This is a genomic window from Streptomyces sp. NPDC007157 (genome assembly GCF_040634235.1).
Lineage (GTDB): Bacteria > Actinomycetota > Actinomycetes > Streptomycetales > Streptomycetaceae > Streptomyces.
Map to the genome: position 1 here is coordinate 356,101 of NZ_JBEYFE010000001.1, position 25,551 is coordinate 381,651.

Consider the following 25,551-nt stretch of genomic DNA (forward strand, 5'->3'; position numbering starts at 1 on the left):
ATCAATTGGTATAGAGATACCCATGAAAGCCTCTGAGTGGCGTCAAAAAGTGCCGGTTAGCGCATCGATACAAGGATGTATGACTGGCGATCGGTAAAAATATTCACCAACTGCCTCCTCCTGGAACCAAGTTGCATACAGCACTCATCTCTGGAGTTCGCTCGATGGGGGCGCTTTTCGGTCATCGGTTGTCGGCTTGAAGGATTTGTGTGTAACCTCCTCGCGCCCATCGCGCACTCACATTCGGACGCAACATTTGGGGGGCAGATGTCCGAGATTTCCACCCCGCATTACGCGGGAAAACAAGCCAGTAAACGGCGACGATTTTTCGCCCGTTTCATGTTCACGGCCGTAGCTGGTGCGATGTCGCTGTCCACGGTGACCGCGGTGCCGGCCGCAGCCGACGGCGGTGCTTCGATGCCGCTGTCCACCCCTGCGCCCTCGCTGCCGCAGAGCAGCCCGGACGGTCCACTGGGCACCTCGCGGCCCGCGGATGACTCAGGGCTCACCAAGGATCAGGAAGCCGCTCTGGCCGACGCGCAGAGCAGAGCCGCCGACACCGGCGGCTCCGTCCAGGTGGACGCCTTGACGACCGAGACCGCCACGGTGCAGGCGAATCCGTCCGGCACGGTCACCTGGACCACCACTCTGCTGCCTGAACGGGTCAGGAAGAACGGGGCGTGGCGGCCCGTCGACGCCACGCTCCAGCGGAACGCCGACGGCACCTACAGCCCGACGGCCGCCTCCGAGCCGCTCGTCTTCTCCGGGGGCGGGGCCGGGCCCCTGGTCTCCATGACCAGCGACACGGCGCAACTCTCCTTCACCTGGCCGACGTCACTGCCCACGCCCACCGTGTCCGGTGCCACGGTCACGTACCCGAACGTGCTCAAGGACGTGGATCTGCAGCTGACGGCCAACATTCTCGGCGGCTTCTCCGAACTCGTCGTCGTGAAGACCGCAGACGCTGCCAAGGACCCCGCGCTGGCCACCCTGAAGCTGACAACCCACGCGACCGGCGTGACTGTCACCGACGACGGCCACGACAACCTCCAGGCCACCTCGACGACGGGCCAGGTGATGTTCAGCGCACCGCAACCGCTGATGTGGGACTCGTCCTCGTCCACTGGGACCGCCCACGCGCGCACCGCGTCAGCGGTCACGGACGCGACCGCTCCCGTTCCCGGGATCGGCGCCCAAGTCGCTCACGTGGCCGACGACGTCAAGGGCGCCGAGCTCTCGCTGACGCCGGACCAGGCCCTGCTCACCGGTGCCGGCACCCGGTACCCGGTCTACATCGACCCCACCTGGAACCCGCACTACGCGACCGGCAGCAAGCAGCACTACGCGGAGACCCAGCAGGGCTGCTCGTCGGCGAAGAACTACGACTCCACCCAGTACGGGGACCCCGGCGTCGGCTACAACAGCTGGTCCGGGTGCATCGGCGACGAGCGCTCCTACTTCCAGCTCGGCATCCCCTCCGCCGTCTGGGGCACGCACATCGTGGCCGCCACGGTCGACGCCAAGGAGAATTACTCAGCCAGTTGCAGCCTGAGCTCCGACGTCAAGCTCTATCTCACGGGTGCGATCGGTGCGGGCACCACGTGGAGCAACCGGCCGGCCCTGTCCAGCCTGCTGGCGACGAAGAGCTTCGGTCCCGCCTGCACCAGCGAACCGTCCGGCGGGTTCTCGGTTACTTCCACCATCGCGAAGAAGGCCGCGGCGAAGGACGGGAGCTGGACCTTCGCCCTGGTCAACAGCCAGGAGAGCAGCAGCGACGGCAACTACTTCAAACGCTTCGCCAACAACCCTTCCATGTCCATCGAGTACAACCACATTCCCGCGGCACCCGGGACGCTGGCCGCGAAGTTCGGCACGCACTCAGTCGGCTGCGGAACGACAAAACCCTCCGTCATCGGCAAGACTCTGATCACCACACCGCCCACGCTCAACGCCGTCGTCAGCGACGGCGACAAAGACGCCCTCGCCGCGACATACAAGTACTGGGTCAACAGCGCCGCCGCCACCACGACGGCCAGCGCCACCGTCGCCAGCGGCACCAACGCGCCCAAACAGCTCTCCTCCACGTTCATGAGTGGTCTGAAGTCGGGTGACGTGGTCAGCTGGAACGTCACGGCGAGCGACGGCAAGGACACCAGCAAGCCGTCCTCCACCTGCCACTTCACCGTCGATCTCACCGCTCCCGCCCCACCCACCGTCACCGACCCGGCGGGTCTCTACCCCGAGGACGAACCCGGCATCACGGCGGCGGGCACCCCGGACACGTTCACCCTCACCACCAACAGCGCCGCCAAGTTCCTCTACGAGCTGGACGCCACCCCGCCCACCTCCAACACACCGACCTCCGAGACCGCCCCCGCGACCGCGAACAAGGCCAACATCACCGTCACACCCACCGCTCCCGGCACCCACACCCTGTACGTCTACGCAGTCGACTCCGCCGGGAACGTGTCCACAGAACAGCAGTACCAGTTCACCGCGCTCGGCCACGCAGGCAACGCAGACAAGCCCTACACGAGCCTCCAGGCTGCGTTCAACAACACCGCCGTCACCGACGACGCCAACAAGGCCGCAGCCGACGCAGACGGCTACGGCGCAACCATGTCCCTCCAAGACCTGAAGGCTGCCGGCTGGCAGCCCGGGGGCAAGATCACCGTGGACGGCGCCACCTTCACCCTGCCCGCCTTCGGCTCCGCCGCGGGCGACAACGTCCTGGCGGCCAATCAGACGATCCAGATGAACGGTACCGGTGGCAAGGCCCTGGTCTTCCTCGGGTTCTCCACCTACGGCCTCGTCAGCTCCGAACGCGCCGAGGACGACTACTCCAGCCCAGTCATCCCCGACGGCACCTCGGTCAGCGGCACCGAATGCACCCTCGGCAACGGACAGTACGAGGACTGCCGCGCGGGCGGACCCTACGGATCCATTGCCTACGCGGACGGCAGCACCGCCGCCTACCACCTGACCGTTCCCGACTGGGTCTACGGCTCCAACGCGCTGGCCGCCGTCACCCTCCCCCACCGCAACCTCTCCACCGGCACGCAGGAAACCCGCAGCACCAACATCTACGCCTTCGCCATCCCCCTCAAGCCGGGAGCGAAGGTCAGCTCCGTCACCCTGCCCGACCTCACCGCCTCCGCCCGCAAGTACACCCCCGGACTGCACCTCTTCGGCATGGCCGTCCGCGACACGACCACCGCAGCGGCCGGATCGACATGGACAGGTGCCTGGAGCAGCCCGAACGAGGGCGCCTTCAACTACGAAAGCACCGACTACAAAGACCAGACCTTCCGCATCGCCGCCGACCCCAGCGTGGCGGGCTCCGGCGTCCGTCTGAGGCTCTCCAACGCCCTCGGCCGCACCCCTCTGACGATCGATCACGCCACCCTGGCGACCCAGCTCTCCGACGCCGTCCCGACCGCCAAGCCCGCCGACCTGACCTTCAACGGCGGCAGCAAGTCCGTCACCATTCCAATCGGCGGAGAGATCTACACCGACCCATCCGCCTATGCCGCAACTCCCGGTAAGCGCCTCATGATCAGCCTCCATCTGGTCAACGATTCCCCCTACCTCGTCCAGCACAGCTGGGCGAGCGCCGCCACCCAGTACGTGAGCGCCGTCGGCTCCGGCGACCACACAGCGGACACCACCGACACCGCGTTCACCGGCAGCGGCGTGTTCTCGGGCTACTTCACCAACATCCTCACCGGAATAGACGTCACCACCGGCGACAGCCGGCCCAGCGTGGCCGTCCTCGGCGACCAACTCGTGGACCCTTTCGCCGACGCCACCAACCCCGGCCTCACCACACCCCGCCTCACCGACGACCTCGCCACCGCCCTCCGGACGAACCAACAGGGCGTACCCGACTACGGCGTCGTCGCCACCGGCATCGAGAACAACCGCCTCACCACCGAACAGACCCGCGGAGGACCGGCCACCCTCACCCGCCTCGACCGCGACATCCTCACCCTGCCCGGCGTCACCACCGTGATCGTCGACGAGGGGCTCGAAGACATCGTCGCCGGAACCGAGGACACCACCGTGGAAGAGGCATACGCCACACTCGTCGCCCAACTCCGCGGCTGGGGCTTCAAGGTCGTCCTCACCACCCTCACACCGTGCCAGGGCTACGCCCCCTGCACCACGGCGATCGACGCCAACCGCATCGACACCAACACCTGGATCACCGACCAGGACGACTTCACCACCCCCAAGGTTACCCACGCGGACACCGAATCGGCCGTGGCGATCCCCGTCGATCCGAACTCCACCACCGAACCACTGCCCCTCAAGCTCGACGCCGGTACTGCGCCGGAAAACTACGACACCGGCGACCACGTCAACCTCACCGCCAACGGCTACCTCGCAGCCACCGGCGCCCTTGATCTGACCACCCTCGGACCCGACAACTGACAAAGAGAGACGCGGCGGGGTGCCCGGACATAGACCGCCCGGACACCCTGCCCCCGCACAAGGGCGCAGTGACGCCCAACCAGCGCTCCCTGCCCACGCTCGGGTACTTCGTCGAGTCCACCGGTCGCATTCGGGACAATTGAAAGGAGCGCCCGTTATGCGTTGCACCGGGGTAGTCGCTACGGCCGTCGCAGCACTGACTCTCCTGCCGCTCTCGGCCACGAGGTGTGACCGGAGCACATGGTCGGCGGACCTTCTTCACCACGCCGCTACGGTCATCCCCGTGCCCCCTCGGGGGAGAATCTGGGGAGTACGGGCGGCGCTGGGGAGCGCGTGGGGAGAATCGACTGCGTAACCGGGCACGAGCGTGAAAGGCCCAGAAAGACGGATCAGCCCAGGCCAGAGGCGATCCCAGTGTCATCACCGCAGGTCAGCACCCCCAGGTGGACAACTTCAAGAAGATCTCGTCCTGGGCGGCGATTTTGTTCGCTCCGACGTTGGTGGGGACGATCTATGGAATGAACTTCGATCGGATGCCGGAGTTGCACTGGGTGCTCGGGTATCCCTTCGCCATCGTCCTGATGGCGATTGTATGCACCAGTTTGTACGTCATCTTCAAGCGGAAAGACTGGCTCTGAGTAGTCGCCTCGGAAGACGCTCCCGGGAGTGGGCACGGCCCGGATCGCAGGCTCCGACGACTCCTTCCAGGCCGCTGGGGAGAATCTGGGGAGAATGAGCCGCGCTCCGATGCGGGCGGTCTCCTGCGATCACGGGCGTTGACCTGCGGAAGCCTCACCGTTGAAGCGCAGGCTGGGAGCACTGATCGGCACGGAGATTAGCCAACTCCCCCGTGCGGAACGCCGAAACGGGTGGGCACAGCAGATCGCTGTGCCCACCCGTTTCGTGGGTCGTGTGGAGCGGACGGCTACGCGGCCAGTGCAGGCTGGCCAAGCAGAGCGTCGATGGCCCCGCGCCCCATGCCGCCGGCCTCCGGCATGAAGTGGGCGTAGTAGTCCAGGGTGATGGTCGGGCTCGAATGGCCGAGCCAGCGGGACAGGGTGACAACGGATTCGCCCGCTTCGAGAATGACCGAGGCGTACGTGTGCCGGAGCACGTGGAAACCGTCTTTGCGCGACGCCTTCCACCGCTCGCCCTTATCCCGCATGGGGATGACGTCGGCGGCGGCCAGAGCCGGCTTCCACACCTCGACGTTGAAGATGTTCGCGCGAAGGGCGTTGCCGTACGTCGTGGTGATGACGAGCGAGATCAGAAGGATCCACCGGAGCCCGAGACGCCCCGTGCAAAGCGGCCTGTTCCTGAACGTCGGCAGAAGACAAAGCCGGACCGGTGGCCCGCGCCGCACCGGACCCGCTCACCCGTACGTCTTCCTCCACCGCGCCCGATGACGCGCATCGCCCTGGCCCCAGCCATTGACGTCGAGCAGCGATCCCAGCGAGGCTCCGCTGTTCCACAGACCCAAGAGGTCACGGTGGACAGTGAGAATGCCGTGCTTGAGCGCGAACTCGGTGGCGGGGCCGCTGAATCGCGTCGTCGTCACGAAGATCGCCACGTCCGCCTCGAAGTGCATGAACGGCTCCTGCACAACGACAGTGTGCGCAAGGCGTATCTGGGCGAGGAGTGACGGACCGATCCGGCCGCTGCCACCGTGTTCGGCGGCAGCGGCCGGATTGTCGCCCGGCCTGGCCTACGGGCCTACGGGCCTACGGGAACCGCTATCGGATACGTGGCTGCGAATACGGGATGTCGGCCACCCCCACCGGCACGCCGGGGCCGTCGGTATCGGGCCCGGCGCCCTCCGCCGCCGTAGCCGCCCGGCTGAGTCGCTCGCCCTCGATGTCGACGTCCGGCAACAGCCGGTCGAGCCACTTCGGCAGCCACCAGGCGGCCCGGCCGACCAGCGCGAGGACAGCCGGGACCAGCGTCATGCGGACCACGACCGCGTCGACGAGCACGCCGAAGGCCAGCGCGAAGGCGATCGGCTTGAGCATCGAACTGCCACCGGGCACGAAGCTCGCGAAGACGCCGAACATGATGAGCGCTGCGGCGGTCACCACCCGCGAGGCGTGCCGGGACCCGGACAGGATCGCCTCCCGGGGGCCCGCCCCATGGACGTACGCCTCCCGCATCCGGCTCACCAGGAACATCTCGTAGTCCATCGCGAGGCCGAAGAGCACGGCCATCACCAGGACCGGCAGGATGCTGACGACCGGTCCGGTCTCCTCCACCCCCAGCAGGCCGGACAGCCAGCCCCACTGGAAGACGGCGACGACCGCGCCGAACGTGGCCGCCACGGAGAGCAGGAAGCCGAGGCTCGCCTTGAGCGGGACGGCCAGGGAACGGAAGACCAGCAGCAGGAGCAGCAGGGACAGACCGACCACGACCAGCGCGAAGGGCAGGAGGGAGTCGGCGAGGCGGGCGGAGACGTCGATGCCGACGGCCGTGGTGCCGGTCACCGAGACGTCGGCGCCGGTCGTCTCCCGCCAGCCGGGGGCCTCGTCCCGGATGTGCTCGACGAGGTCCTTGGTCTTCTCGTCGTCGGGTCCGGTCTTCGGCACCACCTGGAGGACGGCGTCTCCGTCCTCGGTGAGCTGGGGCCTGCCGACCGTGGCGACGCCCGGTGTCTCCTTGAGGTCCTTGGTGAGGGTGGCCGTGGCCTGCTGCGGGTCCTTGGCCCGGGAGGTGTCGGCGAGGATCATCAGCGGGCCGTTGAAGCCGGGCCCGAAGGAGTCCGAGACGATGTCGTACGCCTTGCGCTGCCCACTGGCCGCGGGGGCGGATCCGTTGTCGGGCAGGGCGAGTCGCAGGTCCCGCGCGGGTGCGGCGAGGGCGAGCAGGCCGACGAGCACGGTGACCAGGGTGATCAGCGGGCGGCGGATCGCGAGAGCACCCCACCGCTCCCCGAAGGCACGTTTGGCACTGTGACCGGCGCCGTGGGCCGCTCGCTCGCGGCGGTCGGCGCGGGAGCCCGGCTTCGGCCGCAGCCGCTCGCCGGCGAAGCCCATCAGGGCGGGGAGCAGGGTGAGCGCGACGGCGACCGCGATCAGTACGGCGGCTGCTCCGGCCAGGCCCATGACGGTGAGGAACGGGATGCGTACGACGGCCAGTCCGGCGAGCGCGATGACGACGGTCAGTCCGGCGAAGACGACCGCGCTGCCGGCCGTCGCGGTGGCGGTCGCCGCCGACTCCTCGGTGTCCATGCCCGTGGCGAGCTGGGAGCGGTGGCGGGAGAGGATGAACAGGGCGTAGTCGATGCCGACCGCGAGCCCGAGCATCGAGGCGAGCGAGGGCGCGGTGCTGGAGACGGTGAACACGCCGGTCAGCGCCTGGAGTCCGAGCAGGGTGGTGGCGACCCCGGTCACGGCGGTCAGCAGGGGCATGCCCGCGGCGAGGAGCGAGCCGAAGGTGAGGGCCAGCACGCAGAGGGCGACCACCAGGCCCAGTAGTTCCTTGGAGTGGCCGCCCTCGCTGCCGGCGCCGCTGCCGTAGGCGGATCCGCCGACCTCCACGGTGAGACCGGCGTCCTTCGCCGTCTGTGTGGTCTTCTCCAGGGCGGGCAGGCTGGTGTCCGCCAGGTCGGCCTTGCCGACCGGGTACCGCACCTGGCCGAGCGCGGTCGTGTGCTCGGGCGAGATCGTCCTGCTCTGTATGGGGTCGGTGACCGCGGCGACCTGGGGTGCCTTGCCGGCCTTCGCCATCGTGGCGCTGACCACGGACGCGTACCGCGGCTCGGTGATCTCGTGTCCCTTCGGCGCGACGAACACGATCTGCGCGCTGGTTCCGGCCGCGGCGGGCAGGGACGCCTTCAGGGTGTCCATGGCCTGCTGGGATTCCGAGCCCGGGATGGTGAACTCGTCGTCGGTCTGGCCGCCGAAGGCGACCAGACAGGCGATCACTGCGGCCAGCACCGCCAGCCATGCGGCCAGCACGGAACGTCGGTGCCGGAAGGCACCGCGGCCGAGCCGGTAGAGCAGGGAAGCCATGAGTCGTGCTCCTTGAGGGGGGTGACGAGGTGCGAGCGGCACGTCCGGGGATCAGGACCGGAGAGGCGGGCCGGACCGTCTGGGGGCGCCGGTGGGTCAGGCGTCGAAGGCGGCGGGCCGCCGGGGGCACCGATGGGTCAGGCGTCGAAGGCGGCGGGCCGAGGGGACATCGGTGGGTCAGGCGTCGAGGGTGGCGGGGCCGCCGCGGAGGGACAGGCTCAGGCCGTCGTCGGTGACGGTGAGCCGCTGCGGCTTCAACTCCAGTGGCAGATCGGCCAGTTCAACGGTGCGCCGGGCCTTTTCGGTGAGCTTTTCCGACAGGGCCTCGGGCAGGGGGTTGCCGTTGAAGGTGGGCTGCTCGGGAGTGATCTCGATCGACGTGCCGTGCAGGGAGGGCTTCAGGGGAATGGTGACCGCGCCTCCGGGGCCGGCGCGGACGATCAGCCGTCCGCTCGCGGGGTCGGCCGCCATCGTGCCGTTCATCTGCCGCAACTGGTCGCCGGTGAGTGACCCGGTGCCTATCCCGACGTCCACGGTGGTCGACCGCACCGTGACGACGCCTGCGCGGGGGCGGACGTCGCGGAGCCGGGCATCGATGTCGAGATCGTGAAACTGGTTCACGGACGCCCCGTCGGCCTCCAGTTCGACCTCGGGACAGATGCCCCGGGCCAGCTGCCACAGCGCCGGTGTGCCGCCCAGGCCGACGTCGGGGGTCTCCCCCAGCCGCTTCTCGGCCGCGGTGGCGAACCGGTCGGCCATCCGGCCGCGGACCGTCAGCTCGGCCGCGCCCGCGGCGCCGGCCAGGGCGAGGACGGTGACCGCGGCGACCGCGGTGCGGGGCCGCGACCGGGCCCGGCGCACTAGACCGCGAAAAAGTGTCATGACTGACACGATACACAAAGTGTCAGGACTGACAGTTTTCAGGACCGCGGCAGCATGAACGCGACGGGCATGAACGCGACAGAACGGTGCCTGCGGTGCGTGACAGGATGAGGGCGTGAACGAGCAGGGCATGCGCGCGGAGTCCGTCGACGTGGAAAGCGGACCCGAGGAGGGGCGGAGGGCCCGGAAGAAGGCCGCCACCCGCCAGGCACTGCAGCAGGCGGCCGCCCGCATGTTCGCGGAGCACGGCTACCAGGAGACGGCGGTCAAGGACATCGCCGCGGCGGCCGGGGTCACCGAGCGCACCTTCTTCCGCTACTTCCCCTCGAAGGAAGACCTGATCTTCGCCGAGATCCTCGACCTGGTGCCCTTGTTGAAGAGGGAGATCCCCCTGCGGCCCTCGGCAGAGCCCCCGCTCTCCGCCGTCCTGAACGGCCTGCTCACAGCCGCCGCGGAGCTGGACTCGGGACTGGCCATCCTCTTCGTCGGCGCACCGCCCCGCTCCCTGTCGGGCAACGCGCCGCGCACCCACGTGCTGACCTCCTTCGAGGACGGCATCGCCGACGCACTCGAGACGCGCTTCGCGCGGCAGGCGCCCGACGAGCCGCCCCACAGGCGCGCACTGCGCGCCTCGGTACTGGCCCGCGCGGCGGTCGCCGCCGTCCGCGGTGCCCTGATCGCCTACTCCTACGACGGCACCGGGGACGCGGACCATCGCTCCGTCGACGACTTCGCCGCGCTGCTGACGGAAGCGTTCGAGGTTCTGCGGGGCGCCGCGTAGGGCCGACCTCCGCGGGAAATCCCGCGGACCGTCCGAACTGCCTGATCAGCCGCTCGGGTAAGGCGTACGCCTTCATGCCGCGGTCGCGGGTGGTCTGGACGCAGCAGGAACGCGGGGACGTCGTTCTCACCGTCCCCGAGCCGGACTGCCGCGGTACTCCCGCTCCCGTCTTCCCGGCGGAGCCCCGGGTACCGGGTCCTCGGGCTTTCCCTCGTCGCTCAGTTGCCTCGTTCTCGTCGCACCCTCCGGGGCGGCGTGAAGACGTAGAGGTCGAGGATGTCGGGGCATGGGGCGACGCCGGGGCCGCCGGCCCGCACCCAGCGGGCGATGTCCTCGGTGGCGTCCTGATCGTTGACGAGGCCGAGCCAGACCGGGCGGGCGCCGGTGGCGCGGGCGGCGGCGGAGGGCTGGACGACGATCACGTTGGCGTGCTCGCAGACGTCGAGGCAGTCCGAGACGCGTACGGGGACCTTCTCGGTCAGGTGCGCGATCTGCTGGGCGTGATCCACTCCGGGCACTTTCACAGTTCCGCAGCAGCAGTCCCGGCAGACGACGACGCGGCACGGCGCCCGTCCGGCGGGGGTGTGCTCCGTGCGGGCTTCTTCAGGGCGCTGATCGGACGTCACTCGTCGTGCTCCTCTTCCGGGGAGATCCCGTCGCTGTGGCCGCCGGCCGCAGGAAGCGGATCACGGGGTGGCCGGGAGGGTGGGTGACCTCGGCGAGGTGCCGGATGTCGAGGTGGTCGGTGGGTTCGTCGAGGAGGAGTTCGCGGGGTTCCTGGGCGAGAGCGCAGGAGAACACGGGCATGCCTCGGGGGTCGGGGCTCGTACGCGGAGCCTGGCCTACGGATGTCCTCCGCACCGGGGCGCGGAGGTGCCAGCGGGTCTTCGGACTCGGGTTCGTCCGGTCGGGGCGCCTTCCCGGTCTCCCAGTGGCGTGCGGGCCCCGCCCGTCCCCCTCACCGCTGCGCGTCAGTTCCGGATTCGCACCGGATTCCCTGGCCTCGGATGTGGCTCGACTGGCCCGCTGAGGCTATCAAGTCCGTCATACGGTCAGACCGTGTGCTCGGTCACCGGGTACGGCACGAACGTGCTGGTGTTCTGGTCGATGAGCAGTGGACGCCCCAGCGGTGGCACCGCCCGCTGGGCGCAGTCGAGGCGTTCGCAGACGCGGCAGCCCATGCCGATGGGGGTGGCGGCGGAGGCGTTGGTGAGGTCGAGGCCGTCGGCGTGGACGAGGCGGTGGGCGTGGCGGATCTCGCAGCCGAGGCCGATGGCGTAGGTCCTGCCGGGTTCGCCCCAGCCGCCGCGGTGCCGGGTGATCGCGCGGGCCGTCCACAAGTACCGCTGTCCGTCGGGCATTTAGGCGATCTGGACGTGGATGCGGCCGGGGGCGGCGAACGCCTCGTAGACGTTCCACAGCGGGCAGGTGCCGCCGGCCCGGGAGAAGTGGAAGCCGGTCGCCGACTGGCGCTTGGACAGGTTGCCGGCCCGGTCGACGCGGACGAAGGAGAAGGGGACGCCGTGCGATGATCGCGGCGGGCGCGGCCGGCATCCACTACGAGGACCAGCTCGCCTCCGAGAAGAAGTGCGGACACCTCGGCGGCAAGGTCCTCGTCCCCACCGCGCAGCACATCCGCACCCTCAACGCGGCCCGTCTCGCCGCCGACATCGCCGACGTCCCGACCGTCGTCATCGCCCGCACCGACGCCCTGGCCGCCACCCTCCTGACCACCGACGTGGACGAGCGCGACGCCGAGTTCGTCACCGGCGAACGCACCTCCGAGGGCTTCTACCGGGTCCGCAACGGCATGACCCCGGTCATCGCCCGCGGGCTCGCCCACGCCCCGTACGCCGACCTGATCTGGGTCGAGACCGGCACCCCGGACCTCGCCCAGGCCCGCGAGTTCGCCGAGGCGGTCCACGCAGGCGTTCCGCGGCACCTTCCGGATGCTGGAGGATCCCCTCCCCGGCGGAGTGACAGCCCGTAGGTGGCCGGAGCAGTTGGTTCGCCCCGTCCGCCAGACGGGGTGCCGTAAGAGGGAACCCGGTGGGAATCCGGGACTGCCCCGCAGCGGTGAGCGGGAACGACCGCCGTCATACGCACCAACAACCTCGGCCACTACGCAGACCAGGGCGTGCGGAACATTCTTCCCGTGTTCCGGCCGGCCGCCTCGGTGGGGTCCGGGCTCGGTTCCGGGCCTGTTCACTCACGGCGCTGTGCTTCCTCCCGCGTCGGCTGGGAGGGGACTCCCGTCGTGAGCGGTGCGACAGGGCGGGTGGTGCTGCGGGGTGCTCCTTCGAAGCGGCTCGGAAACGGGTACTTCCGCTCCAGGAAGGTGCGGATCGCGGCCTGGGCGGCCGGTCTGGTCTCCGGGGGCGTGTCCACGTCGTTGAGGCAGAAGAAGTCGATGTCCTCGCCGGCCGTGAGGCGGGCCAGGCGGCGGCCCATGTCCGGTGTGCCCAGCTGGACGTAGCGGAAGCGGTAGTCGGCGGGGACGGCCCGGCCGGTTGCCATCGCCCAGTGGTGGTGGAGCGTGGACGCGGGGGCCACGTCGGAGGTGGAACGGAAGCGCGAGTAGGCGGTCCGTTCGAGTTCCTCGATGCCGAGGCTCTCCATCTCCCGCATGACCGAGAGCAGTTGGGGATGCGGGGTGTGCAGTGACTTGTGCGTGATGTGTCTGCCGTGGAAGCGCCTGATCACCTCGCGGGCGTTCTTGCCGGCGGAGTTCGGGGCCGGTTCGAGGGGGTGCGGGGCGCCGACTCCGAGTTTCAGAGGGGACAGCGGGATACGGGCGATGCCGTTGCCGTGGAAGAAGTGCTCGGGTCCCACCGGGCGGTTGATGAAGACGTCGTCGTTGAAGTAGAGGTAGTGCTCCGACAGGCCGGGGATGTGGTGCAGGCCGCTTTCTATGGCGTGGGAGTTGAAGACGGGGAGCGCGTCGGCCGGGAGGATGTCCCGGTGGTCGATCACCGTCAGACCCTCCGCGTCCGCGTCCAGCCAGGCGGGGAGCTGGGAGTCGGTCACTAGATAGACGCGCCGGACGAACCCGGCGTACATCTCCAGTGAGCGCAGTGCGTACTTCAGTTCGTCATGGCTGGTGTAACGGGAGGCGCCGGTCTCGCGCGGAGCGATGACGTTGTCGGAGAGTTCCTGATGGGCGCGGCGCTTCGCGGCCATCGCCGGGTCGTCCCCGTCGACCCAGGTGTACACGGCGTCGACGGGAAACAGCACCTCGTCGATGCCCGGCTCGGCGAACGGGGCGAACGTCGGGACGGTGCGGCGGCTGCCCACAGCCGGTTCCTGCGCGGCCACCGGCAGCACTTCCGCCACGGGATTGCGGCGCGGGGCGACGAGCGCCGGACCGAAGACGTCCGGCAGCCGGCTGCCGGGCACCGTGAGCCAGGCGGGATCGGTGCCCGCGACCGTACCCGGGGCGATGCCCGCGGCCGTACCCGGGGCGATGCCCGCGGCCATGTCCGAGGCGGTGCCGAGGTCGCGGCCGTGACGCCAGAACTCGATGTCGCACCCCGTTTCGAGGCCGCTGAGCACCTGCCCTCCCGGGCCGAGGCGCACCACCCCGGTGCGGAGCACCGTGGCCCGCCGCAGGGCCCGCGGCAGCCTGCCGTCGGCCCACAGCACCGCGCTCGTCACGGCGCCGTCCGGTCCGACGGCACCGACGTACCCGGCGGTGCCCGCGAAGCGCTGGCCGGCCCGGGCGAGGACCGTGCCGCGGTACGACTCCTCGACGCCCACGCTCTGCCGCGGCGCGCCGTGCCCGTGGTCGGAGGGAACCAGGAAGTACGGGACCCGCAGCCCTTCCAGGAGGGTGCAGACGCGTTCGAGATCGGCTTCGACGGCGTCCGAGGCGGTGTACGCGGCGACCGTACGGCCGTACAGCCGCGTCGGTCCGAGGGTGATCCCCCGCGTTCCGGGGACGGCGGCCCGCAGGCGTCGTCGGGCCCGGATCGTGCGCAGTGCCCAGAGCCTGGCCGACGCCCAGGTCCACAGGCGTACCAGAAGGCTGCCGGCGGCACGCAGGCCCGCCGGCGCCGTGAAGCGGTGACGGATGTCCATGTCCCCCGACCCCCGTCAGTCCTGCTTCTCGAAGGGGCTCGCGAAGGGGAAGTAGTCCTCCAGGAACTCGCCCATCCGGACGCCGACCCGCTCCCGCTCCTCGGGCGGCACGTCGACGTCGTTGAGGCAGAAGAAGTCGAAGCGGCGGTTGCGGCGCAGATCGGCCAGGCGGGCCTCCGCGTCCGGGCGGCTGATGTTGACGTACCGGAAGCCGAACCGGCCCGGCACGCCGTGGCCGGTCATCAGCGCGTACTGGTAGAGCAGCGGGGCCGTCACGGCGATGTCCTGCGGCGAACGGAAGCGGGACGCCGTGGTGCGGCGGATGTCCTCCGGGAAGAGCTCCTCCAGGGCCCGCAGTGTCTCCCGCTGCTGCGGCAGCGGGGTGTGCATGAAGTTGTTCGTGGTCATCCGCCCGAACCTCTCCAGCAGCAGCCGGCGGACGTTCTTGCTCGCGGAGTTGGTTGCCGTCTCCTCGGCGTGCGGCTTGCCGACGCCTATCTTGAGCGGGGACACCGGGATCTTCATCAGACCGCTGCCGTGGAAGAAGTGCTCCGCGGTGACGCGGCGGCCGACGAACACGTCGTCGTTGAAGTAGAGGTAGTGCTCGGACAGGCCGGGGATGTGGTGCAGCCGGGTCTCGATCGCGTGCGAGTTGAACACCGGCAGGACGTCCGCCGGGAAGATGTCGCGGTGGTCGACGACCGTGATCCCCGGGGCCGTGTCGTCGAGCCAGTGCGGCTTCTGGCCGTCGGTCACGACGTAGATGTGGCGGACGAAGTCGGCGTACATGGCGAGCGAGCGCAGGGAGTACTTCAGCTCGTCGTGACTGGTGTAGCGGGAGGCGTTGGTCTCCTTGTCCAGGATCTCGGCGGTGCCGCGCTCCTGGTACCGGGCGCGCTTGGCGCGCATCTCCGGCTCCTCGCCGTCCACCCAGGTGTATACGACGTCGACGGGGAAGGTCACGTCGTTCACGGTCGGCCGGGTGAGCGCGGCGAAGCTCGGCAGTTCCCGGTCGCCGACCCGCACCATGGCGGGCTTCTGCTCGGACGCCGGCAGGACGTCCGTGATGCCGTTGTTCCGCGGTGCGACGAGGGACTCCGCGAAGATGTCCTCGGACGCCTGCGGCTGGACCGCGGCCAGGCGCCGGGGGCCCTTGTCGGTGGCGAGGAGTTCTGCCCCGTCCTCCCAGAACTCGACGTCGCAGGCGAGCTCCGGGCCGGCGAGCAGCTGGCCCGCGGGGCCCAGGAGGTTCTCCCCGACGCGCAGGACCGGGGCCGTACGCAGCGGGGCCGGCAGGACACCGTCCATGAACAGGGCGGGGTGCTTGAGCTTTCCGCCGGGCAGCGGTCTGCCGATGAACACCGCCTTCCCCGCGTTCCGCGCCTCCAGGGCGGTGAGGAGACGCTCGCGGTCGAGGGCGTTCACGCCGATGGTGTGGCGGGTGCGCGAGGCCGGCACCAGGAAGTAGGCGATGCCTTCCTGCTCCAGCGCGGCGAGGACCAGGCCGAGGTTGGCGGCGGCCGCCTCGGCGGCGGTGAACCGGGTCACGACCCGTCCGTAGAGCTGCTGGCCGCGCACGGCCACCGGGCGGAGCACCGGGTCCGTGACCGCTGCCCTGCGGCGGCGCCGCAGGGTACGCAGCTGCCACACCTTCTCGGCGGCCTTCCGCTCGACTCGCGGTCGCACCCGCCGGGCAAAGGAACGCACCGTCACGTTCTGAGCTCCTCTACATCAACCTCTAGACACCCTTGCGTTAACCAGACGGACACCTGGAGCAGATGGTTGTAGAAATTTTCTCAGATAATTAAGGAAAAACCGATCTTGCACACACCAGACTCATACATGCGTGTGCTACAGGTTGTCGGCCCCGTCGCCACCGGTGGCAGGACGCGGCGTTCCCCGGCCGTGGGGCGCCCCTCCGACGCCTGGGGAAAACCGGATGCGGCGGCCGGGCGGGCTGGCTACCGTCCGGGCGTGGCCCATACCTATCCCCCACTGAACGTCGGAGTCCGCACACCGCGTCTGACGCTGGCCGGTGCCTCCGACGAACTGCTGGAACGTCTCGTGCCGCTCGTGCGGGCCGGGGTCGCCGACGCCGAACCGTGGCCGTTCGACGACCCGATCTCGTTCTACGCCGACAGCCCGGAACGGGAATGGCAATGGCTGCGCGCCATCTGGGCCGGCCGCTCCCGCGTGAGCCCGGACTCGTGGCGGCTGTACTTCGCCGTGCTCGTCGACGGCGAACCGGTCGGCATGCAGGACCTCATCGGCACGAACTTCACGCGGTTCGGCACGGTGTCCAGCTTCTCGTGGCTGGCCCCCGGCAGCCGCGGACAGGGGCTCGGCAAGGAGATGCGGTCGGCGATCCTGCAGTTGGCCTTCGCCGGGCTGGGCGCACGCGAAGCCGGCAGCGACGCCTTCATCGACAACGAAGCGTCCAACCGCGTATCCCGTGGCCTGGGCTACGTACCGAACGGCACGGACTGGGACACCCGCCGCGGTGAGCCCGCGCGGATCCAGCGGTGGCACCTCACCCGGGACGCGTGGGAGCGGATCCGCCGGGACGACATCGAGCTGACCGGCGTCGAGGAGTGCCTGCCCGTCCTGGGCATCGGCCAGGACTCCGGTGCGGGTTCGTGATCTGTCCGGTGATGTCGAGCATCGCCGGTACCAGCGCTGCAGGGCGGCAGTAATCCGCCCCTGCGTTCGGATCGTCGGTCGCGAACACCGCGTGTAACAGGTGCCGTTCGCGTCGGGCGCCGTCCGCCGGCGTTCTCGCCCACCCGAGGCTTCCGTGAAATCCGAGCTCAGGGCCGTACCGGAGCGGCGGTACGGGTGGGTGTCGATTACCCATGAGGCCGTCGCCTTCGGCAGGATGAGCGCCATGACCGAGATCCGTACACCCCGCCTTCTCCTCCGTCGCTGGAATGACGACGACCTCGCGCCCATGGCGGACATCGACGCGGACCCTCGGGTCATGCGCTGGATCGACGACGGCTCGGTGCGCGACCTGGACCAGACCGCGGAAGCCATCGAGCAGTGGGAGGAGGAGTGGGACGAGGAAGGCTTCGGGCTCTTCGCCGTCGAGCTACTGGGTTCGGGCGAGCTCGCCGGCCTCACGGGGCTGTCCGTGCCCGAATTCCTGCCGGAGGTACTGCCCGCCGTGGCGATCAACTGGCGGCTCGGCTCACAGTTCTGGGGCCAGGGGTACGCATCCGAAGCCGCCCATGCCACGCTGGAATTCGCGCTCCAGGACCGTGGCCTCGACCGCGTCATCGGCATCAACCGTGTCGGTGACGACGCCTCCGAGAACGTCATCCGCAAGCTCGGCATGGTGCCGGAGCGAGAGACGGTGCACCCGGTGTACGGCTATCCGCTGCACGTTCACGCCATCGATCTCACCGAGTTCCAGGCGTGAGACGGCCGGGCCGTCGACCGTCACGACCGCCGGATCATCACGAAGACACCGCTCGCTCTCCGTTCTGGTCGAGGGCGGCGTACTTGCTCCGGTAGTAGAGCGACGGTGTGCCGTCCGGCGACGCGGCGAGGTCGTGGACCGCGGCCACGACGATGGTGTGATCACCCCCGTCGTACTCCGCGGTGACGGCGCGGTCGAGCCAGGCGAGGGCACCGCCGAGACGCGGCGCGCCCAGGGGTGGTGTCCCACTCGACGCGGAATGGCAGGAGAAGCCCAGCGGTCCGTCGGGGCCCAGTGCCGTGATGACGGTCATTCCGCTGCAGAAGGTGCCGAGGACGGAACGGAAGGCGGCGGGGCCGACGGCCCGTGCCCGTGTCGGCGCGCTCATCGGGCGGCCGCCTCGCGCACGGCGGGCATGACGGTCGTCGCGAACGCGTCCAGGTTGGCCCTGGCCTCTTCAGGCGTCAGGTCTTATGGACAGCTCGACGCCGTAGTCCCGCAGCAGGCGGCCGCGGTGGTCGATGCGACCGGTGCTCAGCCCCTGCGTGAGGACCTCCAGTGTCTCCGCGTAGAGGGCGCGCGCCTGATCGGAGGCGACGCCGAAGAACGCCAGCTCGTAGGGGCTGACCCCGCTGCCGACGCCGACGTCGAGCCGCCCGTGACTCATCTGGTCGAGGGTGGCGATCTCTTCGGTGAGGCGCAGCGGGTCGTAGGCGGGCAGTACGTGCACGGCGGTCCGCGATGACCTGACCGGGAGTGGAGTCACCCAGATCGAAGGAGTCGAAGATTCCGAAGCTGAATGCCATGGTGTTCCGGGTCCTTTGGTGAGATGTCCGCGACAGGCAGGGCGTTCACGGTCGGAGAAGAAAGGCGTCGGCGGTGAGCCGGGGGTCTTCGGTGACCGGGGTGCCGAGGACGAGGAGGGGGTTGCCGTCGGTCAGTTCGCGGTGCCGCAGCCGCAGGAAGCTGCGGTAGACGGGGCTGCTGACCCGCAGTTCGGTGGGGTGGACGCCGAGGTACTCGAGGGCGAGCAGTTGGGCGCTGGCGCGGTCGAGTACCGAGCAGATCCATCCGTCGGTGTTCATCTGCTCCCCTTGTGGTGGTGGCTGTCTGGGGTGGTGTGGTCAGAGGTCGAGGACGAGGCGCGTGCCTGTGGTGCCGGAGCAGCAGATCATCATGGTGTTGGCGGCGGCGCGTTCTTGTGGTGTCAGGACGGTGTCGTGGTGCTCGGGTTCCCCGGAGAGCACGGGGGTGCGGCAGGAGCCGCAGATGCCTTCCATGCAGGAGAAGTCGACGTCGACACCCGCGTCGAGCACCGCGTCGAGGATGGTCTCGTCGGGGGCTACGTGGAGCGTCCTGCCGGATCGTGCGAGTTCGACGGTGAAGCCTCGGCCGAAGGCGGTCGGCGGGTCTCCCCGGAACCGTTCCAGGTGCACGCGTTCCGGTTCGATTCCCTGGGTCGCCTCCTCGAAGTCGGCCAGCATCGAGGCCGGTCCGCAGCAGTAGAGGTGGGCTGTACCAGGGGTGTCGGCCACCAGAGAGGTGATCTTGAGTGTGCGTGGCCCGTCCTCGTCGGCGAGGTAGGTCCGCAGGTGGCCGGCGCCGGATGCGGCAAGGGCGGACAACTCGGGGAGGAACGGGGCGGTGTGGCGTGAGCGTGCCGCGTAGTGCACCTCCCAGGACGCGTTGAGCCGGGTGAGCCGGCGGGCCATGCTCAGGATGGGGGTGATGCCGATGCCACCGGCGATCAGGACGCTGTGCGGGGCGGTTTCGGTGAGAGGGAAATCGCTGACCGGTGCGCTGATCACCAGGCGGGAGCCGGCTTGGACGGACTCGTGGACGGCGCGTGAGCCTCCCCTGCTCGCCGGGTCGAGTGCCACCGCGATCTGGTAGGACGACGGGTTCGGTCCGGGGGCGCCGAGCAGGGAGTAGCTGCGGGTCAGTCCGGGCGCCGGCACGACGTCGATGTGGTCGCCGGCGGCGAACGCGGGGAGCGGGCCGCCGTCGACCGGCGCGAGTTCGAGGAGCCGCACGGATTCGGCGGCCTGGCGTGTGCTGCGTACGACGGTGTCGATCATGATTGCGCGGTCTCCGCCGTGGTGGTCGCGCCGGCGTCGACGTTGCCCGGGACCAGGTCCTGCCAGTGGTCGTCGGCTGCGATCACGGTGTCCGGCAGCGACCGTACGCCGGTGAGGTCGATGCCGTGGGCGATCGGGTCGTGGCCCTCTTCGTGGTGCCGGACGGATTCGAGGAGGCGGGCGCGGAGGTGGATGACGGCGCGGTCGGCGGCGACCATGTGTTCTTTGCTGCGGTCGAGGATGGGGCCCATGCTGATGGCGAGGATGGCGTCTTCCTGTTCGATGCCGTCGAAGCCGGTCCAGTTGGTGGTCATCCGGGAGCGGTCCTGGCCGAGTCCGTTGGCCCAGGTGGCACGGAAGTCGCAGTCCTCGTCGTTCCAGAACGGTTCCTTGAGGCCCATGATGCGGATGATCTCGGCACGGTCGATGGGCTTGGGACCGTGGGCGACGATGTAGGTGCTGGTGACCGTGTCGTTCTGCGGGACTTCGAAGACGAAGAACTGGAAGGCGGGGGCGGGGATGATGCGGGTGACGGGCAGGATGGCCGGGGTGACGCGGATGCTGTGGGTGGGTGAGCCGTCCGCGGCGGGCGGTCCTTGCCGCTTGGCCACGTAGTGGAAGCCGAAGGCGGTGTCCTCGACGTCCAGGGCGGGCGCGTTGTCGCCGCTGGCCAGGGCGCCGGGGTTGAAGTCCTCGTCGTCGCGAGCGGTGAACTGGTCGTCCATCCATGTCGGATTGGCCTGGTCGCTGTGCAGGATGCCGACATGTGAGCTGTCGACGCCGCCTTCGAAGAGCTGGAGATAGTTGGCCGGCGTGTTGAGCCGGATCACGGCACGGTGCTCGGCGGGGCCGTCCATGAACGCGTAATGGGGGAAGGGCGGCTGCTGGTCCTTGGGCCCGATGTAGGTCCACACCAGTCCGCCGGCCTCGTGGACGGGGAACGCCGGAGCCTTCATGCGCTGGCGGAAGCGGGCGTTGCAGTGGTTGGGAGTGTCGAGAATCGTGCCGTCCGCGGCGAACTTCCAGCCGTGGTAGAGGCAGCGGATGCCGCCTTTCTCGACTCGGCCGAGGGCCAGGGAGACGCCGCGGTGCATGCACAGCTCTTCCAGTACGCCGACCTGGCCGTCGGAGTCGCGGAAGACGACGAGGTTCTCGCCGAGCAGACTGGTCCGCAGGGGGTCGCCGTCGGGCGCGGGGAGTTGTGCGGAGGTGCAGATCGGGAACCAGAACCGGCGCATCATGCGGCCCATGGGGGTGTCGGGTCCCACGCGGGTGAGGATCTCGTTCTCCTCGGTGGTGAGCATGGTGGGGTCCTTTCGTCGTTGATGGTCCCCCGTTTTCGCCGCCCACGCGGCTACTTCCATGGAAGCGAACTTCCTTGGAAGCTAAGCGGGGATTCGGTCGATGTCAACGGCCCCAGCAGGCCCGGTCCCGTTTCCCACGAGGCGGAAAACCTTGCTTGCCAAGCCCTGAGCCGAGGGCGTTGGCTGACAGGCCGAACGCCGGACGGCCTGTTCAACGTCGAATGGCCTGTTCAACGCCGGACGGACTGTTCAACGTCCGACGGTCTGTTCCAGGAGGAGCGGTGGCCGGTCAGGACGTCGAGCCCGCTCATAGCCGGCTGGGGGCCGAGACATGAGAGTTACGCCCAGGAGTTCGGTCGAGATCCAGGTGCGCACCGGTCGTCTGCGAGGCCGTCGCACGGGAACCGTCGACGAGTTCCTCGGAATCCCGTATGCGGCGGCGCCCGTCGGGCCAAGGAGGTTTCTGCCGCCGGGGCCCGCCCCCGCCTGGGGCGGCGTGCGCGATGCCACCCGGTTCGGTGCGGCGCCCCTGCAACCCGGGAGCGCCCGCGCTCGCTTGCTGCAGGGGGATCCCGGAGCCACCGACGAGGACTGCCTGAGCCTCAATGTGTGGACACCGGCGGACGCGCCGTCCGGCCTCCCGGTACTGGTCTGGGTGCACGGCGGTGCCTTCATGAACGGGGCGGGTTCCGTGCCCGCGTTGCGCGGCGCGTCGCTCGCGGAGGCGGCGTCGGCCGTGGTCGTGACGGTCAACTACCGGTTGGGAGCCCTGGGCTTCGCCTGTCACGGCTCGCTGGGGGCGGAAACGGCGGGGGCGGACACGGCCAACCTCGGCCTGCGCGATCTCGTGGCGGCACTCGAATGGGTGCGCGAGAACATCGCCGCGTTCGGCGGTGACCCGGGGCGCGTCACGCTGGGCGGTGAATCCGCGGGAGCGATGTGCGTCGCCCTGCTGTCCCTGGCCCCCGCGTACAGCCATCTCTTCGCCCAGGCGGTGCTGCACAGCGGTGTCCCGGCTCTGCAGTCACCGGCGGCTTCGGAGCGAGCGGTCGAGGCGTTGGCGTCCCGGCTCGGCGTCCGGGTGCCCGAACTGGTGACCGTGCCCGGTGCGCGCGTCCTCTCCGCGACCCGGGACATCGCCGCAGAACATCGCTTCTGGCCGACCGCCACCGGGTGGCTGGCAAGTCCGCTCGCCGATCTGCAGTCCACCGCACCTGTGCGGCCGACTCTGATCACGACCACGGCGGACGAGGGAACCTTCTTCTTCGTCGACGACGAATGGCCCGCGGACGTCAGCCGGGACAAGGCGGTCTCGGTGCTCACCGCCATGCTGGGGCCGGCTGTCGCGCGACGGTACGCAGCGGCGGTTCAGCACGCCGAGACGCCGAGTTCCGCGGCGGCGGCGGTCATCACCGAGCGGTTGTACACCGTGCCGGCCGACCAGTGGGCCGGCCGTGCGGCGGCGACCGGTTCGAGGGTGTTCCGCGCCCGGTACGCGCATCCCGGCCCGGCCTGGGACGGTCGGCTCGGCGCGACTCACACCATCGAGATCCCTTTGCTGTTCGGCACTTTCGCCGCTTCCGAATTCGCCGTGCTCTACGCACGCGACACCCGGGCGCGGGAGCTGTCCGCCACGTTGCAGCGGGCGTGGTCCCGTTTCCTCCACACCGGTACCCCGGCGACCGCCGAACACCCGTGGCGCCCCTGGCTCCCCGGCGACGCCTACGTGCAGCGGTTCCTGTGAGGCGAGAGCCGAGTGGGCAGTGGGACCGTGTCAGGCCTGGGGGTGTGGGGCCGCCACGGCGGCCGAGATGGCGGCGGCGGCCGCGCGAAGCGGGGGCAGCATCCGCATGAGCGTGTGGGGAGGCGCAGGCGTCAGCACGGTCAGTGCCATCGGCACGCGGTCCGGCCCGGTAGGCACCTCGACCGAGAGAGAAGCCTGGCCGGCGACCGCTTCGTCGTGCGCGGTCGCGTAGCCGTTCCGGCGGGCACGTTCCACTTGTGCCACCAGCAGGTGCGGTGCCACGAGAGTGAAGGGGGTCAGGCGTGGCAGCGGTCTGCTCAGCACGCTGCTCAGCCGGTCCCGTGCCGTGGTCGCCAGGAGTGCTCTTCCCGCGCTCGTGGCCGTCAGGGGGAGTTCGTCGCCGGAAGCGGCGAGGACAAGGCCGGTGCCGGGGGCGGCAATGGTGTCGAGGCACACCAGGTGATCGCCGCTGAGTGTCGCCAGTGCCACCCCTGCGCCGGTGCGGCGCGCCAAGGCGTGCAGGTGCACCGCCGCGGCTCTGCGCAGCTCCCGCTCCCAGGGCGCGGCGGCGCCGAGGCGCCAGATGTGCTCCCCGAGCCGGTACCGGCCGGCTGCCGTGCGGACCAGCACGGCGCTCTGGAGCAGCTCGCCCAGCAAGCGGTGAACCGTGGAGACCGGGAGGCCGGCGCGGCGTGCGATCTCACTCAGCGTCAGGGGGTGCGGGGCCGTTGCGACGATGTCGAGGAGGCCGAAGATGCGTCTTGGCAGCGAGCGTCCGGGGATGTCCTCGGGCACGGTCATCGCGTCCTTCGGCCTTCCCGGCTCGCCAGGATGTCGAGAGCCGCGGCGTGAGTCCGGTCGAAGGCCTCTCGCGCCTGGCGCAGAAAACGCCGCGGCGGCATGGCCCAGTAGGAGTCCGGGAGTACCGTGCCGTAGGTTCCGTCGTCGGAGAAGATCTCCAGCTCCCACCATCCGCTGTACCCGGCCTCGATGAGAGTGGCCATGATCTCCGGTGCGACACCTCGGCCCTTTCCAGGAAGCTCACGATCGAACGCGCATCGCTCCGGATCGCGGATGTCGCACACCTGGACGCTGTTGATCCGCGAGGCATACCGGCGCAGGTCCTCGTGCAGACCGGGCTCCGACCAGCTGTGGAAGACGCTGAACATGATCCCCACGTTGTCCCGGCCCACGGCGTCGACGAGGTCGACCAGCTCGTGCATCGACGGAACCGCCGAGCCTCTCCGCCGGGCCAGCAGTTCCAGTCCGATGCGGACGCCGCAGGCCGCGGCGGCGTCCGCGATGTCGGGCAGGACCTCAAGGACGGCTGACAGCGGACCCGCCGGTTCATCGGGGTCTCCGGACGCCCCGGGGGCGATCGTGATCACCTCCGGCCCGAACGCCGCGAGCCGCTCGATGCTCGCGCAGATGAGGTCGCGTCTGGCCAGGATGTCCTGGGGCGCGCCGGGTGGGTCGATCTGGGAGGGAAGGACGCAGTTGACGGTCGGCACGCAGAAGGTCGCGGAGATCCCGGCCGCACGCATCCGGTGCACGACCTCCGCGTCCGAGACGCCGGCCAGCTTGCGCTCCCAGAGCCCCAGGCCGCGCACGCCGGTCGCGGTCACGTTCTCGATGTCGTCCCAGACCGTCGAGTGCGGCATCGAGGTGGCGTTCACGGCGAAGGGAACATCGAGTGGCATCATGGCCTCCGTCTCACGCCCGTCATGTCTGTTCTGTGGTCGCGGCCGCGTCCATCGTCCGCTGCAAGTCGCTGAGCACGTCGATCGTCCGGCTCGCCTCGGCGGCGCTCAGGTGCTCCAGGCCGCAGAAGGACGTCGCGATCCGACGCATCGCGTTCTCCGCGATCGTGCGGCCGGCCGGCCGAAGGCTGATCAGCACCCCGCGCAACACCTCGGGATCCGGTACGCGTTCGACCAGCCCCAGTTCGGCGAGGCGGTCGACCTGCTTGCTGACCGCTCCCGAAGTGATCATCAGTCGCTTGAACAACGCCGTCGGGCTCATCGCGTACTGCGGCGGGGACCTGCGCAGCGCCAGGAGCACGCGGAGATCACCGGGCCCGATACCGCTGCTTCGCGCAAGGGCCGTGAAGGCCTGCTCGACCTGCTGCGCGAGGCGCAGGATTCCGGCGGAAACCAGAAAGGGCGTGAGATCCAGACCGGGCAGTTCGCCTGCCCAGGCAGCGGCGCTCTCGCTCAGCTCCGACGTCTCGGTCCGGGAATGCCTGTCCGCCCGCAGCGCCACGAGAACCACTCTCCTCGACCGAGCTCCGCGAGCATCGGACTTCTTCGGAAGCTAACTTCCATGGAAGTCTAATCTTCGCGTCGTCGCACGTCAATCGCCGAGCCGTCACCGAGTCCGAGCGCAGGAGCCACCCACCCGGGGTTACGAGTGCCGCACGACCCCGGCCGGAACGCAGCGCACCGTCGGCATGAGGGCCGTGACCAGGGTCTTCGGCTATCCCTCGCCGACGGAGCCGTGCGGAGTGTCGCCCTCGCGGTAGAGCACCAGGTGCTCGTGGTGGAGAACGCCGTCACGGACGTCACCCGTGGCCGTGAAGCCGGTGTCGTCGACGTAGTCGAGGTGGTTGCCGGTGACGGTGTAACTGCCGGTGTAGGCGCTCGCGCGGTTGCCGCGGGCTTCGTCGTAGCGGCCGTTCGGGAGCAGTTCCTGGCGGATGAATCCGTCGCCGGTCACCCACATCCCGACGTACGGGTGCGGGTCGCGGGGCGTGTCGTCGCTGGTCATGTTTCTACGATCGGCCCGGCGGCCGGTGGCGACCAGGCCGCCGTCTTCCCAGGTGAGGGCTTCCTG

The 25,551-nt window shown here is 69.6% G+C and carries 22 protein-coding genes, 3 pseudogenes and 2 riboswitches; of the genes and pseudogenes, 7 read left to right on the forward strand and 18 right to left on the reverse strand.

The window, feature by feature from the left end; genetic code table 11:
- Positions 1 to 363: 363 nt before the first annotated feature.
- Together ABZ642_RS01575 and ABZ642_RS01580 are read left to right on the forward strand one after the other, a co-directional pair.
- Positions 364 to 4,434, forward strand: coding sequence for a hypothetical protein (locus tag ABZ642_RS01575; RefSeq protein WP_360475290.1), 4,071 nt, complete (start codon positions 364 to 366; stop codon positions 4,432 to 4,434).
- Between the two features lie 455 nt (positions 4,435 to 4,889).
- A pseudogene (locus ABZ642_RS01580) lies at positions 4,890 to 5,072 on the forward strand (CorA family divalent cation transporter); the annotation flags it as partial.
- Between the two features lie 287 nt (positions 5,073 to 5,359).
- Here ABZ642_RS01580 and ABZ642_RS01585 read toward each other — a convergent pair.
- The 4 genes from ABZ642_RS01585 to ABZ642_RS01600 form a co-directional block, all read right to left on the reverse strand.
- Positions 5,360 to 5,797: a tyrosine-type recombinase/integrase gene (locus ABZ642_RS01585; RefSeq protein ID WP_360475293.1), complete on the reverse strand. Its 438-nt coding sequence runs from the start codon at positions 5,795 to 5,797 to the stop codon at positions 5,360 to 5,362.
- 9 nt (positions 5,798 to 5,806) lie between these two features.
- Positions 5,807 to 6,022, reverse strand: coding sequence for a restriction endonuclease (locus ABZ642_RS01590; RefSeq protein ID WP_360475296.1), 216 nt, complete (start codon positions 6,020 to 6,022; stop codon positions 5,807 to 5,809).
- A 145-nt stretch (positions 6,023 to 6,167) separates the two neighbouring features.
- Positions 6,168 to 8,435 carry an MMPL family transporter gene (locus tag ABZ642_RS01595; RefSeq protein WP_360475299.1) on the reverse strand — a complete coding sequence of 756 codons (2,268 nt, stop codon included), beginning with the start codon at positions 8,433 to 8,435 and terminating at the stop codon, positions 6,168 to 6,170.
- Between the two features lie 177 nt (positions 8,436 to 8,612).
- Entirely contained in the window at positions 8,613 to 9,317 is a 705-nt protein-coding gene (locus ABZ642_RS01600; RefSeq protein WP_360475302.1) for a DUF2993 domain-containing protein, read from the reverse strand.
- A 115-nt stretch (positions 9,318 to 9,432) separates the two neighbouring features.
- Between ABZ642_RS01600 and ABZ642_RS01605 the strand changes: the two genes are divergently transcribed.
- Positions 9,433 to 10,098 carry a TetR family transcriptional regulator gene (locus tag ABZ642_RS01605; protein ID WP_360475305.1) on the forward strand — a complete coding sequence of 222 codons (666 nt, stop codon included), beginning with the start codon at positions 9,433 to 9,435 and terminating at the stop codon, positions 10,096 to 10,098.
- A 218-nt stretch (positions 10,099 to 10,316) separates the two neighbouring features.
- Here ABZ642_RS01605 and ABZ642_RS01610 read toward each other — a convergent pair whose 3' ends face one another.
- The 3 genes and pseudogenes from ABZ642_RS01610 to ABZ642_RS01620 all read right to left on the reverse strand — a co-directional run.
- Entirely contained in the window at positions 10,317 to 10,724 is a 408-nt protein-coding gene (locus ABZ642_RS01610) for a (2Fe-2S) ferredoxin domain-containing protein (protein ID WP_360475308.1), read from the reverse strand.
- Positions 10,702 to 10,905, reverse strand: a complete 204-nt coding sequence (locus ABZ642_RS01615; protein ID WP_360475311.1) for a hypothetical protein — start codon at positions 10,903 to 10,905, stop codon at positions 10,702 to 10,704. The genes ABZ642_RS01610 and ABZ642_RS01615 overlap by 23 nt, the downstream gene beginning before the upstream one ends.
- 53 nt (positions 10,906 to 10,958) lie before the next feature.
- Positions 10,959 to 11,136, reverse strand: a riboswitch (cobalamin riboswitch).
- A 14-nt stretch (positions 11,137 to 11,150) separates the two neighbouring features.
- A pseudogene (locus tag ABZ642_RS01620) lies at positions 11,151 to 11,621 on the reverse strand (short-chain fatty acyl-CoA regulator family protein); the annotation flags it as partial.
- Here ABZ642_RS01620 and ABZ642_RS01625 point away from each other — a divergent pair.
- Positions 11,621 to 12,088, forward strand: a pseudogene (locus ABZ642_RS01625) (isocitrate lyase); the annotation flags it as partial. The pseudogenes ABZ642_RS01620 and ABZ642_RS01625 overlap by 1 nt on opposite strands.
- A 3-nt stretch (positions 12,089 to 12,091) precedes the next feature.
- A riboswitch (cobalamin riboswitch) is annotated at positions 12,092 to 12,252 on the forward strand.
- 51 nt (positions 12,253 to 12,303) lie between these two features.
- Here ABZ642_RS01625 and ABZ642_RS01630 read toward each other — a convergent pair.
- Both ABZ642_RS01630 and ABZ642_RS01635 read right to left on the reverse strand, forming a co-directional pair.
- Positions 12,304 to 14,175 carry a stealth family protein gene (locus ABZ642_RS01630; RefSeq protein WP_360475314.1) on the reverse strand — a complete coding sequence of 624 codons (1,872 nt, stop codon included), beginning with the start codon at positions 14,173 to 14,175 and terminating at the stop codon, positions 12,304 to 12,306.
- Positions 14,176 to 14,190: 15 nt separating this feature from the next.
- Positions 14,191 to 15,888 (reverse strand): stealth family protein, encoded by a 1,698-nt coding sequence (locus tag ABZ642_RS01635; protein ID WP_360475317.1) that lies wholly within the window; start codon positions 15,886 to 15,888, stop codon positions 14,191 to 14,193.
- A 261-nt stretch (positions 15,889 to 16,149) separates the two neighbouring features.
- Between ABZ642_RS01635 and ABZ642_RS01640 the strand changes: the two genes are divergently transcribed.
- On the forward strand, positions 16,150 to 16,815 hold the full coding sequence (locus ABZ642_RS01640) for a GNAT family protein (RefSeq protein WP_360475320.1): 666 nt from the start codon (positions 16,150 to 16,152) through the stop codon (positions 16,813 to 16,815).
- 244 nt (positions 16,816 to 17,059) lie between these two features.
- Positions 17,060 to 17,593, forward strand: a complete 534-nt coding sequence (locus ABZ642_RS01645) for a GNAT family N-acetyltransferase (RefSeq protein WP_360475323.1) — start codon at positions 17,060 to 17,062, stop codon at positions 17,591 to 17,593.
- A gap of 37 nt (positions 17,594 to 17,630) precedes the next feature.
- Here ABZ642_RS01645 and ABZ642_RS01650 read toward each other — a convergent pair whose 3' ends face one another.
- The 5 genes from ABZ642_RS01650 to ABZ642_RS01670 all read right to left on the reverse strand — a co-directional run bounded on the left by ABZ642_RS01650 (position 17,631) and on the right by ABZ642_RS01670 (position 20,975).
- Positions 17,631 to 17,981, reverse strand: a complete 351-nt coding sequence (locus ABZ642_RS01650; protein ID WP_360475326.1) for a flavin reductase family protein — start codon at positions 17,979 to 17,981, stop codon at positions 17,631 to 17,633.
- A gap of 69 nt (positions 17,982 to 18,050) precedes the next feature.
- Positions 18,051 to 18,323, reverse strand: a complete 273-nt coding sequence (locus tag ABZ642_RS01655) for an LLM class flavin-dependent oxidoreductase (RefSeq protein WP_360475329.1) — start codon at positions 18,321 to 18,323, stop codon at positions 18,051 to 18,053.
- A gap of 121 nt (positions 18,324 to 18,444) precedes the next feature.
- Positions 18,445 to 18,678, reverse strand: coding sequence for a hypothetical protein (locus tag ABZ642_RS01660; RefSeq protein ID WP_360475332.1), 234 nt, complete (start codon positions 18,676 to 18,678; stop codon positions 18,445 to 18,447).
- 39 nt (positions 18,679 to 18,717) lie between these two features.
- Complete coding sequence (locus ABZ642_RS01665; RefSeq protein ID WP_360475335.1) at positions 18,718 to 19,671, reverse strand: PDR/VanB family oxidoreductase; 954 nt, start codon at positions 19,669 to 19,671, stop codon at positions 18,718 to 18,720.
- The gene (locus ABZ642_RS01670) at positions 19,668 to 20,975 is read right to left on the reverse strand and encodes a Rieske 2Fe-2S domain-containing protein (protein ID WP_360475339.1); all 1,308 of its coding nucleotides are present in this window, start codon (positions 20,973 to 20,975) and stop codon (positions 19,668 to 19,670) included. Before ABZ642_RS01670 ends, ABZ642_RS01665 begins: the two co-directional genes overlap by 4 nt.
- 331 nt (positions 20,976 to 21,306) lie before the next feature.
- Between ABZ642_RS01670 and ABZ642_RS01675 the strand changes: the two genes are divergently transcribed.
- The gene (locus ABZ642_RS01675; RefSeq protein WP_360475342.1) at positions 21,307 to 22,719 is read left to right on the forward strand and encodes a carboxylesterase family protein; all 1,413 of its coding nucleotides are present in this window, start codon (positions 21,307 to 21,309) and stop codon (positions 22,717 to 22,719) included.
- 30 nt (positions 22,720 to 22,749) lie between these two features.
- On the opposite strand, the gene ABZ642_RS01680 is transcribed toward ABZ642_RS01675, so the two are convergent.
- From ABZ642_RS01680 to ABZ642_RS01695, 4 genes are all read right to left on the reverse strand, one after another.
- Positions 22,750 to 23,520, reverse strand: a complete 771-nt coding sequence (locus tag ABZ642_RS01680) for an IclR family transcriptional regulator C-terminal domain-containing protein (RefSeq protein WP_360475345.1) — start codon at positions 23,518 to 23,520, stop codon at positions 22,750 to 22,752.
- Complete coding sequence (locus tag ABZ642_RS01685) at positions 23,517 to 24,419, reverse strand: sugar phosphate isomerase/epimerase family protein (protein WP_360475348.1); 903 nt, start codon at positions 24,417 to 24,419, stop codon at positions 23,517 to 23,519. Before ABZ642_RS01685 ends, ABZ642_RS01680 begins: the two co-directional genes overlap by 4 nt.
- A 22-nt stretch (positions 24,420 to 24,441) precedes the next feature.
- The gene (locus ABZ642_RS01690) at positions 24,442 to 24,981 is read right to left on the reverse strand and encodes a MarR family transcriptional regulator (RefSeq protein WP_360475351.1); all 540 of its coding nucleotides are present in this window, start codon (positions 24,979 to 24,981) and stop codon (positions 24,442 to 24,444) included.
- A 213-nt stretch (positions 24,982 to 25,194) separates the two neighbouring features.
- The gene (locus ABZ642_RS01695) at positions 25,195 to 25,485 is read right to left on the reverse strand and encodes an Atu4866 domain-containing protein (protein ID WP_360475354.1); all 291 of its coding nucleotides are present in this window, start codon (positions 25,483 to 25,485) and stop codon (positions 25,195 to 25,197) included.
- Positions 25,486 to 25,551: the final 66 nt, after the last annotated feature.